The sequence below is a fragment of the Sphingobacterium bovisgrunnientis genome, from assembly GCF_009829085.1.
Taxonomy (GTDB): Bacteria; Bacteroidota; Bacteroidia; order Sphingobacteriales; family Sphingobacteriaceae; genus Sphingobacterium; species Sphingobacterium bovisgrunnientis.
On sequence record NZ_WUQY01000027.1, the window covers coordinates 43,162 to 57,144 of the forward strand.

Below are 13,983 nucleotides of genomic sequence, written 5' to 3' on the forward strand. Positions count from 1 at the left end.
TAGCTTATGCTAAAGATTCAAAAGCGTTGGGAATTCCAACGCTTTTTTGTGCTATTAATTTACAATTTTGTGCAATACGCCGTACTTTAAATCATAAGTCGTCATGCGTAAATCTTGAATTTTTAATTCATTTAAAATATAATCTGTTAGCACACACGCCATCACAATCATATCTACGCGTAAAGGAATAAGATTGGGCATATGAGTTCGCTCTTCGTGTGTGGAAAGCTTAAGTTTCTCACTCAATTTCTTGTATTGATTTATGTTTAGTGTTGCGCTTTTTAAGTTAGTACTTGAGATGGATGAATCAGACATCTCCAAAAAGGTTTCAAATGCGCCTGCTGAACCTACTAGCGTTCGAGCCTTAAAACCTTTATTGAATTCAACTAATTCTCTTAAAGTTTCATCTAAATATTCGTGTAGTGTTTTCAACTCACCGTTTGAAATAGGATCATTTGTCCAAAATTTTTGCATTAATCGTGCTGCTCCTATATCAAAGCTTTTTTTCCAATAGGCCTTATTTTCATCACAAAATATAAACTCTGTGCTCCCGCCACCAATATCCATAATCAACGTTCTCCCGTCAATCGCACCGCTTACTTTTACGGCTTCATAAATAAGAGAGGCTTCTTCCTGACCAGAAATAATTTGTATTTCTATTCCCGTAGAGAGTTTTACTTGCTCGATAAATTCTTGGCCATTTGTAGCACTACGAATTGCTGAAGTTGCCACCGCATGCATTTTTTCTACTTTAAACTCGTCCATTATAGTTTTGTACTCCTCCAAACATGCTTTTCCACGCTCAAATGCAGCAGGGATGATACGGTTGTATTGTGTGATATTTTCACTTAGTCGAACAGGTTTATTCGTCTTGTAAATAATATCAATTTGGCTGGAATTGTACTCCGCTATTAACAAATGAAAAGTATTCGAACCAAGGTCTATTGCAGCTATTCTCATGTAATTTTTTATTCTTGTACTAAGGTAATTTGTTTTGATTAATTGTACATTATTTTTACATAATAAGTGTTAAACCTTCTGACAAACTGTCACTCATTGTGAAATATTATTTATAACTTTGTAGTCTTTTATATTAAGCTATGTTAGATTTATTGCATACTACTAAAACGCACGACGAGGCTCGCCAAGGTGAAGCAGTGGAGCTTGCTCCTACAGGGAAAGCTGATGGTAGAAAATTATATATTGAGAGTTACGGATGTCAGATGAATTTCTCTGATAGTGAGATTGTAGCGTCTATTTTAATTGATCAAGGATTCGAAACTACAAAAGATTACAAAGAAGCTGATGTAGTGTTTATTAATACTTGTTCTATTCGTGAGAATGCAGAACAACGTGTTAGAAAACGTTTGAAAGAATTCGAAGCTGCCAAAGCTAAAAACCCAGGTCTGGTAGTAGGTGTGTTGGGTTGTATGGCCGAACGTTTAAAATCTAAATTTTTAGAAGAAGAGAAATTAGTAGATGTAGTTGTAGGCCCTGATGCTTACCGCGATCTTCCTAACTTAATTAATAAAGTAGAAGATGGTAATAAGGCAGTCAATGTTTTATTATCACGCGAAGAAACTTACGCAGACATTAGCCCTGTTCGTTTGAATTCGAATGGCGTATCGGCATTTATATCAATCATGCGTGGTTGTGATAATATGTGTTCATTCTGTGTAGTTCCGTTTACACGTGGTCGTGAGCGCAGCCGTGATGCGGTTTCTATTGTGAAGGAAGCACAAGAGTTATTCAATGCAGGTTATAGAGAAGTAACTTTATTGGGTCAAAATGTTGACTCATACAAATACACCCCAAAAGTAGAGGAAGGACAAGAGCCTTTACAGACTATTAATTTCGCGAACTTATTGGAATTAGTTGCTCAGGTAAGTCCTGAATTGCGCATTCGTTTTTCTACTTCTCATCCAAAGGATATTACCGATGAGGTATTGTACACGATGGCGAAATATGAAAACATCTGTAAGTATATTCACTTACCTGTACAATCAGGTAATTCACGTGTATTGGAGATTATGAACCGTACATATGATAGAGAATGGTATATGGAGCGTGTTGATGCGATTCGTCGTATTATGCCAGATTGTGCTATTTCTACCGACGTAATCACAGGTTTTTGTACGGAGACAGAAGAAGAACATGCTGAGACATTATCTATGATGGACTATGTGAAGTATGACTTCGCATATATGTTTGCATATTCGGAACGTCCAGGGACTTTAGCGGCAAAACGCTACGAAGATGATATTCCTGAGGAAGTGAAGAAAAGACGACTTACTGAAGTAGTTGATAAGCAGCAAATTCACAGTTTAGAACGTATGACCCAACATGTTGGTAAAGTACATAAAGTTCTAATAGAAGGTTTTTCTAAACGTTCAGATCTAGATTATTGCGGTCGTAACGATCAGAATGCAATGCTTGTATTTCCTGTGGACCCTCGTTACAAAGTAGGTGATTATGTAAATGTAATCGGCGAAAGCTGTACATCTGCTACATTAAAAGGTAAAATTGTTGACTAATTAATAGGGGGAAGTTACTTTGGATATTCAAAACATCAAAAATAGATTTGGTATTATTGGTAACTCACCGTTGCTTAATCGTGCTATTGATATTGCGAGACAAGTTGCACCGACGGATATATCTGTTCTGATTCAGGGTGAAAGTGGATCAGGAAAAGAAGTTTTTTCGCATATTATACATCAATTGAGTGCGCGTAAGCATGGGCCTTTTATCGCGGTGAATTGTGGCGCTATTCCCGAAGGAACAATTGACTCTGAACTATTTGGTCATGAGAAAGGTTCTTTCACGGGTGCACACGAAGCACGCAAAGGATATTTTGAAGTTGTAGACGGTGGTACTATCTTTTTGGATGAGGTAGGTGAAATGCCATTGAATACGCAAGCACGTTTGTTGCGGATTCTAGAATCTGGTGAATATATTCGTGTCGGATCTTCTAAAGTCCAAAAGACAAATGTACGTGTCGTAGCAGCAACAAATGTGGATGTCTATAATGCGGTGCAAAAAGGGAAATTTAGAGAAGATCTATACTACCGACTAAATACAGTTCCATTGCGTATTCCATCACTTCGTGAACGTAAAGAAGATATATTTTTACTTTTTCGAAAGTTTGTTGTGGATTTCGCAGATAAATACAGAACACCAAGTGTGCAATTAACACCTGAGGCACAGGAATTGTTAGCAAACTTTTCATGGCCAGGTAATGTACGCCAATTGAAAAACGTAGCGGAGCAAATTGCTATTTTAGAAAAGGAAAGAACATTGGATGCGGCAATTTTAAGTCGTTATATTCCAGTAGAACCTTCACAGTCTTCATTACCTGTGTTCGTCAAAGATCAATCAAAAGAAGACTTTTCTGAAAGAGATATTCTGTACAAAGTTCTTTTTGATATGAAAAAAGATATGGTCGATTTAAAGAAATTGGTGGTAGAATTGCTTCAAAATGGGGTTAATCCATCTTCTTTCGATGAAAATTCGCAATATATCAATCAGCTCTACAATGAAGTAAAACCGGTGCCAGCGCAATTGTTTGCTCATGAAGAAATGGGAGTGACACCAACGATTATTCATAATCCATCGGCAAATAACCAATCTTCTTCATCTAATTATGTATCATTAGACACACAGGATGCGGAAGAAGTCGAAGAATCATTATCTTTAGTGGATAAAGAATCTGATCTTATAAAAAAAGCACTAAAAAAGCACAAAGGCAAGCGTAAAGCTGCAGCACAAGAATTGGGCATTTCTGAGCGAACTTTGTATAGAAAAATTAAAGACTTAAACTTAGAATAGAACTATCATTTATGTATCGTATTCGATTAAAATTGCAAGTAGTAATATGCGCGTTTTTGAGTCTGTTGACAGTGAGCTGTGGTATATATAGTTTTACAGGAGGATCGATTCCCAAGGACATGAAGACTTATTCGGTTCTATATTTCGAGAACTTGGCGCCTATGGTGTATACCACATTAAGCCAAAATCTAACAGAAAGATTGAAAGAACGTATCCGTACGCAATCTACATTAAGTCAAGTTAATGCTGATGGCGATGCGATTTTCGAAGGAACAATTACAGGATATACCATCACACCTGCTTCTGTTGGTGCAGGAAATAACGATCGTGCTCAAAACAGTAGACTAACAATAACTATTAAAGTAAAATACACCAATAAGTTAGATCAGACTGGGGAAAGTGATTTTGAAGATAGTTTTTCTCAGTTTAAAGAATTTCCAGGCTCAGATGTTACACGTTTTGAAGCTGATTTAAATAAGGAAATTATAGATATGTTAACTGAGGATATTTACAATCGCGCTTTTGCTAACTGGTAATTAATGGATACAATGGCTACCTTGAATACTTCTTATCATTCTCAATATAAACAAGCATTACTAGATCCTACACGCTTAAGTGAAGAAGAATTGTTGGGCTTGTTACTAAAATATCCATATTCACAACCTTTGATTTTTGCTTATGAACGTCGTAAAAAACTGATTAATCAAGAGTCTCAAAATAAGGAATTAGCCTTGCTTTATGCACAAAGTGAGAGCTGGTTGCTTAGCTATGTAAATAAGCCAATAGAATCTGATATTAATTTAAAAAGTTCACCGCTAATTCTTCCAACTGTCGATCAAATTCAAATAGATAAGGATGAGCAATTGATTCCAGAGGAATCCATGAGCTCTGTTGAGATGGCTGATTCAGCTATTGAAGAGGTAGCTGGTTCTTTGGGCGATCTAGAAGAGCTTAATGCTGCACAAGTTGATCAGCTTGAGGGACTGGGGGAAGCAGTACATGATTCAGTAAATTATGAAACGGTTGAATTAGGTAATCTTAATGAACAGATCGAGGAGGACGATATAAAAAATGAGTTACCTGAAGATGTTTTGGATTGTACAGAGCCTGTAGAAGATACAGCTTCTGAAGAGCAGAGGAGTGAAGATGCTTTAGAATTAGATCGACTTGTACAAGTCGGTGGAATTACTGGAAATTATTTCGTTTTTGATTCTTATGAAAATAAAGAAAACGAAATTTCTGATGAATTGTCTGAATTAGCAAGTGAATCCGAAGAGTTGGTAACATCAGCTATAGAAAAAGTTGATGATAAAGACGATGTTAGTCTCTATAACGACGAATTGATGCCGTATAGTTTTCGTTGGTGGTTATACAAAACTCGATTGGAACATGCTGATACTTACCAGCCCTATGTTACTTTGAGTGTAGCATTAGCTGAATCCACACCTACTATCAATGTCGCAAAAATAGAAGAAACTATTTTGGATCAGCAGATCAAAGAAAATATTATTCATTTCCAAGATCCAGAAGAGAAACTAAGCGAAGAAGTTAAGAAGAAACCCTTGGTGCCTGTTGTGCCTAAAAAAGGGGCAGAAATTATTGAAAAATTTATTCAAAAGGATCCTATTATTAAGCCTCCTTCTCCAGAAAATATCAATAATGAAAATATGGCAAGACAGAGTGCAGAAGATAATTATTATTTAGTAACTGAGACATTAGCTAATATTTATATTGATCAAGGTTTGCATTTAAAGGCGATTGAGGTATTCAAGAAATTAATTTTGAAATATCCAGAAAAAAAGTCGTATTTTGCAAACCGAATTGAAGAATTAGAAAAGAACTCATAATTAAAAGCATACATACAAATGACTACATTATTCATCGTCTTAATTATTATCGTTAGTATTTTACTTGCACTAATCGTGTTGATCCAAAACCCAAAAGGTGGAGGTTTGTCATCAGGTTTTGCAGGTGGAAGTAATTTGATGGGCGTACAACGTACAGGCGATTTTTTAGAAAAAGGAACTTGGACATTAGTAATTTTATTAATTGTTTTCAGCTTAGCAATTAATATTTTAGGTCCTTCGGGAAGTGTTTCATCAGGAAGTTTATCTGATCAAATTGAAGCACCTGCTACAGCACCTAAATTGAATTTGAACACAGCACCGACTCAACAACAATCAGCTCCTGCTACAGCTTCTCCTGATTCAAGCAATTAATAGCAGTTAAAAAGATACTTGAGCCTTGCATTTAATGCAAGGCTTTTTTTGTTAACAATACACTGTCATCGTGACACCGTGTCAGTCAATAACACTGTCAATTTATAGTGCTAAAATGAAAAAATGACAAGGAAAATGGACAAAAGTGATTTGGCATAGTTGATGTTGTATAATAGTCAAACAAATAATAATAATTAAAAACTATATAAGATTATGGCATTAAATATTAAACCTATCGGAGACAGAGTAGTAGTTGAAGCTGCTCCTGCAGAAGAGAAAACGGCTTCTGGATTATACATTCCAGATACAGCAAAAGAAAAACCATCACAAGGTACTGTAGTTGCTGTAGGTTCAGGTAAACCTGAAGAACCATTGACTGTAGCAGTAGGTGACAAAGTTTTGTACGGTAAGTATGCTGGTACAGAAATCACTTACGAAGGAAAAGAATATTTAATTATGCGTGAGTCTGATATTTACGCAGTTCTTTAATCACAATTATTTTAATTAATTCTACTTCATAAGGACTAGATTTTGAATTTTAATCATTTACAATCAAATTCTTGAAAAACAAAAAAATTAAAAATGGCAAAACAAGTAAAATATAATGTTGAAGCTCGTGAATCACTTAAAAAAGGTGTTGACACATTAGCTAATGCGGTAAAAGTAACTTTAGGTCCTAAAGGTCGTAACGTAATTATCGAGAAAAAATTTGGTTCTCCGGCTATCACTAAAGATGGTGTTACAGTAGCAAAAGAAATCGAATTGAAAGATGCTATCGAGAACATGGGTGCGCAAATGGTAAAAGAGGTGGCTTCTAAAACTGCTGATCAAGCGGGTGATGGTACTACTACTGCAACTGTATTGGCACAAGCTATCGTAGCTCCAGGTATAAAGTCTGTAGCAGCTGGTGCTAACCCAATGGATTTAAAACGTGGTATTGACAAAGCAGTCGCTGCTGTAGTTGCGAATTTAAAAACGCAATCTCAAACTGTAGGTCAAGACAACAATAAAATCAAACAAGTAGCTTCAATCTCTGCAAACAATGACGAAGTAATCGGTTCATTAATCGCTGAGGCTATGGAAAAAGTAGGTAATGATGGTGTTATCACTGTAGAAGAAGCAAAAGGTACTGAGACAGAAGTGAAAACTGTTGAAGGTATGCAATTTGACCGTGGTTACTTATCTCCATACTTCGTTACCAACTCAGACAAAATGGAAGCGGAATTAGAAAGCCCTTATATTTTGATCTACGATAAGAAAATCAGTAACATGAAAGAGTTGTTGCCGATTTTAGAAAAACAAGTTCAAACAGGTAAACCATTGTTGATCATCGCAGAAGATCTTGACGGAGAAGCTTTAGCTACTTTGGTAGTTAATAAAATCCGTGGTTCATTGAAAGTTGCTGCTGTTAAAGCACCAGGCTTTGGTGACCGTCGTAAAGCAATGTTAGAAGATATTGCAATCTTAACTGGTGGTACTGTTATCTCGGAAGAAAGAGGTTACAAACTAGAAAACGCAACTTTAGAAGATTTAGGTCAAGCTGAAAAAGTTGTTGTTGATAAAGATAATACAACAGTAATCAACGGTTCTGGTAATGCTGAAGATATTAAAGCTCGCGTTGCGCAAATCCGTTCACAAATCGAGACAACTACTTCTGATTACGATCGTGAAAAATTACAAGAGCGCTTAGCGAAGTTGTCAGGTGGTGTAGCTGTTCTTTACGTTGGTGCAACTACTGAAGTAGAGATGAAAGAGAAAAAAGACCGTGTTGATGATGCTTTACATGCTACTCGTGCTGCAGTAGAAGAAGGTATTGTTGCTGGTGGTGGTGTTGCATTCATCCGTGCTACTGAGGCATTGAAAGACTTACGTGGTGAAAATGAAGATGAGAACATTGGTATCGACATCATCAAACGCGCTATCGAAGAGCCTTTACGTCAAATCTGTTTTAATGCAGGTATCGAAGGTGCTGTTATCGTTCAAAAAGTGAAAGAAGGTTCTGCTGATTTCGGTTACAATGCACGCACAGACGTATTTGAAAACTTAATTGGTGCTGGTGTAATCGACCCTACTAAAGTTTCTCGTGTAGCATTAGAAAATGCAGCTTCTGTAGCGTCTATGTTATTGACTACAGAGTGTGTATTGGCTGATGAACCAGAAGAGAATACTGGTAGCGCAGGTGCTCCTCCAATGGGTGGCGGCATGGGCGGTATGATGTAATAATCACTCATATTATCTATAAAAAGGGCTTCAATTTTATTTGAAGCCCTTTTTTTCATCTCAATCCTAAACAAGGTGAATTCTATTTACGCAGTAAGGAATAATATTTTATGCTACTTAAGCCATATTCACCTTAAATAATTAAATCAGTCTTTTAGCTATGCTATATAAGGCTTCTTAACTAACTATATTTATAACTTCATAAGCCGCCCCTAAGTCGGATGTACAAGGAAAGACCTTTAGGTGTATAATGGCAAGTTATATGCAGAAGAGAATTCTCGCTTTAAATACGCTTTATACATTTTTTAAAATTACTTTTTTCTGGCGTAAAGCGGATTAGGATTTAATTCACTTTTCAGAAATTTATATTTAACTTTAGTGAAACTAAAGTTAATTTAATTATTTTTCCAAATGTTATTTTTAGCCTTTTGGCGCAACATCATAAAGAATTATTTTTAACCAATAGTTTGATGTTAGTTTTTACCTAAACGATATTATGGCTTATAACATTCCATCCAATTTAACAGGTCTTTCTAAGATAGAACTTGATGATTCTAGAGATAAATTCGGATATAACCAACCTGCCGATGTAAAGAAGGGAACATGGTATACGTTGCTTTTCGATATCTTAAAAGAACCAATGTTACTTTTGCTTTTTGCAGTCTCTTTAATATACTTGATAGTAGGGGATTTCGAAGAAGCGCTTTTTATGTTAAGTGCAATTGTAGCAGTCTCTGGAATATCTTTTTATCAGGATAATAGAAGTAAGAAAGCCTTGCAAGCTCTTGAGAAACTCAACGAACCATTAAGTACAGTTATCCGGAATGGAGAAATTCAAGAAATACCAACACCTGAAATTGCTGTGGGCGATTTATACATCATAGAGGAAGGAAAAATGATTAACGCGGACGGTGTAATAGTATACAGCAATGACTTCTCTGTAAATGAAGCATCTCTAACAGGAGAGAGTTACTCTGTATCTAAAAGTTTACAAAGCGAAGAAAGAGAAGTTTATAGTGGTACTTTAGTTGTGTCTGGTATGGCAGTTATTCAAGTTGAACATATTGGAAGTAAAACAAATATTGGGAAAATAGGACAAGCTATTCAAGATATTAAAGAAGAATCTTCACCCTTGCACATTCAGATTACCAAATTCGTAAAATGGATGGCCACTGTTGGTGTTATCGTATTTTTTATAATATGGGGATATAGTTATTGGCGTTCAGGTGATTTAATAGAAAGCCTATTAGCTGGTTTAACCCTTGCAATGTCGATTTTACCAGAAGAAATACCGCTAGCTTTTTCCACCTTCATGGCATTAGGAGCGTGGAAGCTAATGAAAGAAGGTATCGTAATAAAAAGGAGCAGTGTTGTTGAAACCTTAGGAAGTACTACAGTAATATCTACCGATAAGACAGGAACCATTACTGAAAATTCTATGAAGCTTCCGTTGCTTTACGATTATAGAACTAACCAGGTTTTTAAGGCCTCAGAATTTAATTCCCCCGAAATTTCCGATTTGATTAATTACGCCATGTGGAGCAGTGAGCCAATTCCTTTTGATCCCATGGAAATTACGATCCACCAAGTGTATGAGCAATACACAAACGCCGATATACGAAAGGATTTTAATATGATTCATGAATATCCTTTGGAGGGGAGGCCCCCTATGATGACGCATATTTTTGAGGACAAATTTGGGAATCGTATCCTCGCGGCCAAAGGTGCCCCGGAGGCTCTCCTAGAAGCAGCAAGTCTTTCAGAGCAGCAAAAGGAGGTGTTACGAGAAAAAATAAAAAGTTTTGGAGAACAAGGTTATCGCATCTTAGGAGTTGGGAGGGCGGATTTTAAAGGGAATGTGTTCCTTTCCAATCAACAGGATTATGAATTTGAGTTTTTAGGCTTTACAATATTCTATGATCCTCCTAAAAAAGGGATTCAAGATGTATTCAGAAAGATATATGAGGCTGGAATCAAAGTCAAAGTAATAACTGGGGATAACGCCGAGACGACAAATGCTATTGCCGCGCAAGCTGGAATTAAGAATGAAACGCCTGCCGTAAATGGTGTAGATATCGTTAAGCTAAGTCAAGAGGAACTTATCACGTTGTCTCGAAAGACAACATTATTTACACGGATGTTTCCGCAAGCGAAATTGCAAACAGTCAATGCGATGAAGGAAGATGGTGAAATTGTTGCCATGTTAGGTGATGGTGTAAATGATGCTCCAGCATTAAAAGCTGCACATATAGGTGTCGCAATGGGTAATAAAGGGACAGAAATTGCCAAATCTGCTGCCTTAATGGTTATTACAAATGATGATTTAGGTAAGTTAATTACTGCGATAGCTGCCGGAAGAAGAATTTATGCTAACATTAAAAAAGCTATTCAGTATATCATATCTATTCATATCCCAATAATACTGACTGTATCTTTACCTCTTCTTTTGGGGTGGATTTATCCTCATATTCTGACTCCTGTACATGTTATATTTTTAGAACTTATTATGGGACCAACGTGCTCTATTGTATATGAAAATGAACCGATGGAAAAGGGGACGATGTCACAAAAGCCACGTAGAATGACAGATACTTTCTTGAATTTGAAAGAATTAAGCATGAGTATAATACAAGGGCTCCTTATAACACTAGGCATTTTGTTTGTTTATCAATATGCTGTACAAAACGATCATAATGAGCAGTCTACAAGATCTATGGTTTTTGCAACAATGATTTTCGCTAATGTGTTTTTGAGTTTAGTTAATCGCTCTTTCATCTATAGTCTATTTGAGAGCCTAAAAACCAAGAACAAACTCTTTCCTTTAGTAATTGGCATTACACTGATTTTATTATTTTCAATATTATACATTCCATCGTTTGCTTATTTCTTTAAAGTGAGAAGTTTAAGTTTGCATGAAGTAGGCTTTACTATTTTAATTGCAGCAATATCAGTATTATGGATCGAAGTATTTAAATTCATAAAGTTTCGATTAAAAAGAAATAGAAAGTCTCAAAATGAACTTTAAACTTAAGTATGAGTAAGGGCTTTCAGTAAAAATCAAAATATGCTTGTTTCAAAAGAAAATGATTCAGGTTCTAAGCAAGAATAAAATGCCAAGCAGTCAATTAAGTGAGGTGTCCCTATAATGTGCTTGTAATAAAAGTGCTGAAATTAGAATTATTTAAGTAAACAAAAATCTAAACTAGCAGAATGATATCTCTATTTTTAAAAAGGAGATTGCTAAAATAAAAAAATTATTTAATTAAGAGCTGCCCCAATTATCTTGAGGCAGTTCATTATAATTAAGTTTCAAATGAGCTTCTTAATATTTTGATAAAATTAAATATTAGTTTACTTGTAAATTGGAAGGTCCGAATTCTTCAAAATGAATCGCAGATTTCGGCACATTATTTTCTATAAGAAATGTATAGTGTTTTGAAATGAATGGCGCAGGGCCACAGATATAATATTCTGCTCGTTGGTCTATAACTTGGTCTTTAATCTTAGAAAGCTCAACCCAACCTTGATGGACAGAAGTTTCTTGATTGATTAATTGCTCATAAAAAATATGTTTCTCTACATTATTGTAACGATTTGTTATTTCCGCTAGTCTATCTTTAAAAGCATGTACAGCCTCATTACGGCACCCGTGTACCCAAGTTATTTTGAGATTATCATTGGCGTTTGATTGGTTTATAAGATTTTCTAACATGGCCATTAATGGTGTTTGCCCTACACCTCCACTTATAAAGACTTTTGGTTTTAGATCTTCATGTTTTAATACGAAAACCCCTGAAGGTGAAGATAGATCTACAAGGTCTCCTTCACTAATGTAATCATGTAATCTATTACTTATCATGCCATCAGGATGAATATTGCCTGTTTCACGTTTTACGGAAATTCGATAATATTTGCCATTAGGACAGCTGGAAATGCTATATTGACGAGGTTGTATTAAATTTAGCTCGGGAAGGAAGAGACGTAAGCTTACGTATTGTCCGGGTTGGAAATCTGCTACCGGGCCGTTATCTGAAGGGTATAAATAAAATGAAGTTATTTCTGTAGACTCATTAATTTTTTTCTTTACCACAAAAGGTCGCCATCCTGTCCAACCACCGTTTTTATTGACGTGATTATTATAAATTTTCTGTTCATGCCCGCTCATTAATTGTGCTAACTCCTCATAAGCAACTCTCCATGCATTCAGTAATTCCGGCGTTGCACCATCTCCTAATACCTCAGCTATAGATGCAATTAGATGTTTGCCAACAATTGAATAATGTTCTGGCCGAATATCTAAACTCGTATGTTTATGACCGATATTGTCAATAACAGGTAATAACACAGTAGGATCGTCAATATGTTCGGCATAAGCTAATATTGTCATAGCCAAGGCTGTTTGTTGTTTGTGATTTTTTTGATTCCCCATGTTGAATACATTTTTAAGTTCGGGGTTATGTTCAAACATACGCGTATAAAAATGGGTAGTCAATAATACTCCATGCTCCTTTAGTATGGGAACAGTCGCTTTTACTATGTCTTTTTGATCATTAGTCATTGTATGTATTATATTAAACAATAAAAGATAAAAATGTCTTTTATTTGGGTGAAAAAATTATTTATTTAGTGTTAATTGCCCTTTTATTAATTCATCATTGAATTGTCCGATAGAAGTGTCCTTCAACATCCGGGTAATATTGTTTCTAACATTTTTAAAATCATTATGCAATGGACATGGATTTTCTTCAGAACAATAGCTGAGTCCCATACCGCAACCCTTGAAAATCTCTTCCCCCTCAATAGCCATAACAATATCTGCAAGAGGACGTTTTAAACTGTGCGAATCTAAGTAAAAGCCTCCATTTGGCCCTTTGATAGATTGTACTAAGCCCTCTTTACTAAGCTTTTGTAATATTTTTGCCAAGAAATGTTCTGGTGAATGGATGTTTTCTGCAATTTCCTTAATGCCGCAACGTTGTCCATTATGTGATCTTTGCGCTATATAAAACATTGCTCTCAAAGCATACTCACATGTTTTAGAAAATATTCCCATGTCTGATTATTGGTACTTTATCTTTTGAAGTATAAAATAATATCTTTATGCTCTGGATTTAAGAAGTCCTTTATGTAGCCTCTTTTCTGTAAATTATTCACTGTCTCCCTCTGAGTATATAGTAACAAGTAAATGTATTTATATTTGTTATTTTTATTTATTCGAGATTTCTGTATTACTTCTTCCAATCTTCTCAACCCTTTCAATACTATCTGACTTATTCAATGATAGTCTTACAATACTATCTTCTACTGCTTTTAGATCATGTACTGCTGAGGCCCGTAACGCTATTAGGGTTCCTTTAGTAAGAATATGTCTTTCATTCAAGGCACCAAAATCAATACATCCTTCTATAACATGAATGACAATTGGATATGGCGATTTATGCGCTTTCATTTCTTGATTTTTACGAAAGGCAATCCTAACTTCTTTAGTATTCTCATTATTTAAAAGAACATGAATGGCTGGCCTTGCGTTTTCGTATATTAAATTATCAAATATTGATACTTTTTCCATTTTTAAAATTAGTTACGTTATTGTTTTAGAATGAAGTGAAAGATATGGGTCACCATGATAATTATGTTTATTTAGTGAACTACCCATTTGCTAAAGACAAATGGGCTTCGGGCTTCACAGACTTGTGCTTTGTTGCCAAAGTCTTATTTG

At 35.5% G+C, this 13,983-nt stretch carries 12 protein-coding genes; 8 read left to right on the forward strand and 4 right to left on the reverse strand.

The genetic code is table 11. The annotated features are described in order from the left end of the window. Positions 1–54: 54 nt before the first annotated feature. Complete coding sequence (locus tag GOQ16_RS12850) at positions 55–960, reverse strand: Ppx/GppA phosphatase family protein (RefSeq protein WP_160069648.1); 906 nt, start codon at positions 958–960, stop codon at positions 55–57. A gap of 140 nt (positions 961–1,100) precedes the next feature. On the opposite strand from GOQ16_RS12850, the gene miaB reads away from it, so the two are divergent. The 8 genes from miaB to GOQ16_RS12890 all read left to right on the forward strand — a co-directional run bounded on the left by miaB (position 1,101) and on the right by GOQ16_RS12890 (position 11,289). Next, on the forward strand, positions 1,101–2,534 hold the full coding sequence (miaB, locus tag GOQ16_RS12855; protein ID WP_160069649.1) for a tRNA (N6-isopentenyl adenosine(37)-C2)-methylthiotransferase MiaB: 1,434 nt from the start codon (positions 1,101–1,103) through the stop codon (positions 2,532–2,534). A gap of 19 nt (positions 2,535–2,553) precedes the next feature. After that, positions 2,554–3,825 carry a sigma 54-interacting transcriptional regulator gene (locus GOQ16_RS12860; RefSeq protein ID WP_160069650.1) on the forward strand — a complete coding sequence of 424 codons (1,272 nt, stop codon included), beginning with the start codon at positions 2,554–2,556 and terminating at the stop codon, positions 3,823–3,825. Between the two features lie 11 nt (positions 3,826–3,836). Further along, on the forward strand, positions 3,837–4,361 hold the full coding sequence (locus tag GOQ16_RS12865) for an LptE family protein (RefSeq protein WP_160069651.1): 525 nt from the start codon (positions 3,837–3,839) through the stop codon (positions 4,359–4,361). Between the two features lie 12 nt (positions 4,362–4,373). Continuing rightward, entirely contained in the window at positions 4,374–5,672 is a 1,299-nt protein-coding gene (locus GOQ16_RS12870; RefSeq protein ID WP_160069652.1) for a hypothetical protein, read from the forward strand. A gap of 18 nt (positions 5,673–5,690) precedes the next feature. Beyond that, positions 5,691–6,044: a preprotein translocase subunit SecG gene (gene secG / locus GOQ16_RS12875; protein ID WP_160069653.1), complete on the forward strand. Its 354-nt coding sequence runs from the start codon at positions 5,691–5,693 to the stop codon at positions 6,042–6,044. 213 nt (positions 6,045–6,257) lie between these two features. Next, positions 6,258–6,533 (forward strand): co-chaperone GroES, encoded by a 276-nt coding sequence (locus GOQ16_RS12880; RefSeq protein ID WP_149914534.1) that lies wholly within the window; start codon positions 6,258–6,260, stop codon positions 6,531–6,533. Between the two features lie 93 nt (positions 6,534–6,626). Further along, positions 6,627–8,264, forward strand: coding sequence for a chaperonin GroEL (gene groL, locus GOQ16_RS12885; RefSeq protein WP_160069654.1), 1,638 nt, complete (start codon positions 6,627–6,629; stop codon positions 8,262–8,264). 496 nt (positions 8,265–8,760) lie between these two features. After that, positions 8,761–11,289, forward strand: a complete 2,529-nt coding sequence (locus tag GOQ16_RS12890) for a cation-translocating P-type ATPase (RefSeq protein WP_160069655.1) — start codon at positions 8,761–8,763, stop codon at positions 11,287–11,289. A 321-nt stretch (positions 11,290–11,610) separates the two neighbouring features. On the opposite strand, the gene hmpA is transcribed toward GOQ16_RS12890, so the two are convergent. The 3 genes from hmpA to GOQ16_RS12905 form a co-directional block, all read right to left on the reverse strand. Next, positions 11,611–12,822 carry an NO-inducible flavohemoprotein gene (gene hmpA / locus GOQ16_RS12895; protein ID WP_160069656.1) on the reverse strand — a complete coding sequence of 404 codons (1,212 nt, stop codon included), beginning with the start codon at positions 12,820–12,822 and terminating at the stop codon, positions 11,611–11,613. A 57-nt stretch (positions 12,823–12,879) separates the two neighbouring features. Continuing rightward, on the reverse strand, positions 12,880–13,317 hold the full coding sequence (locus GOQ16_RS12900; RefSeq protein ID WP_149915486.1) for an RrF2 family transcriptional regulator: 438 nt from the start codon (positions 13,315–13,317) through the stop codon (positions 12,880–12,882). A 153-nt stretch (positions 13,318–13,470) separates the two neighbouring features. Then, entirely contained in the window at positions 13,471–13,833 is a 363-nt protein-coding gene (locus GOQ16_RS12905) for a cupin domain-containing protein (protein WP_160069657.1), read from the reverse strand. Positions 13,834–13,983 lie beyond the last annotated feature (150 nt).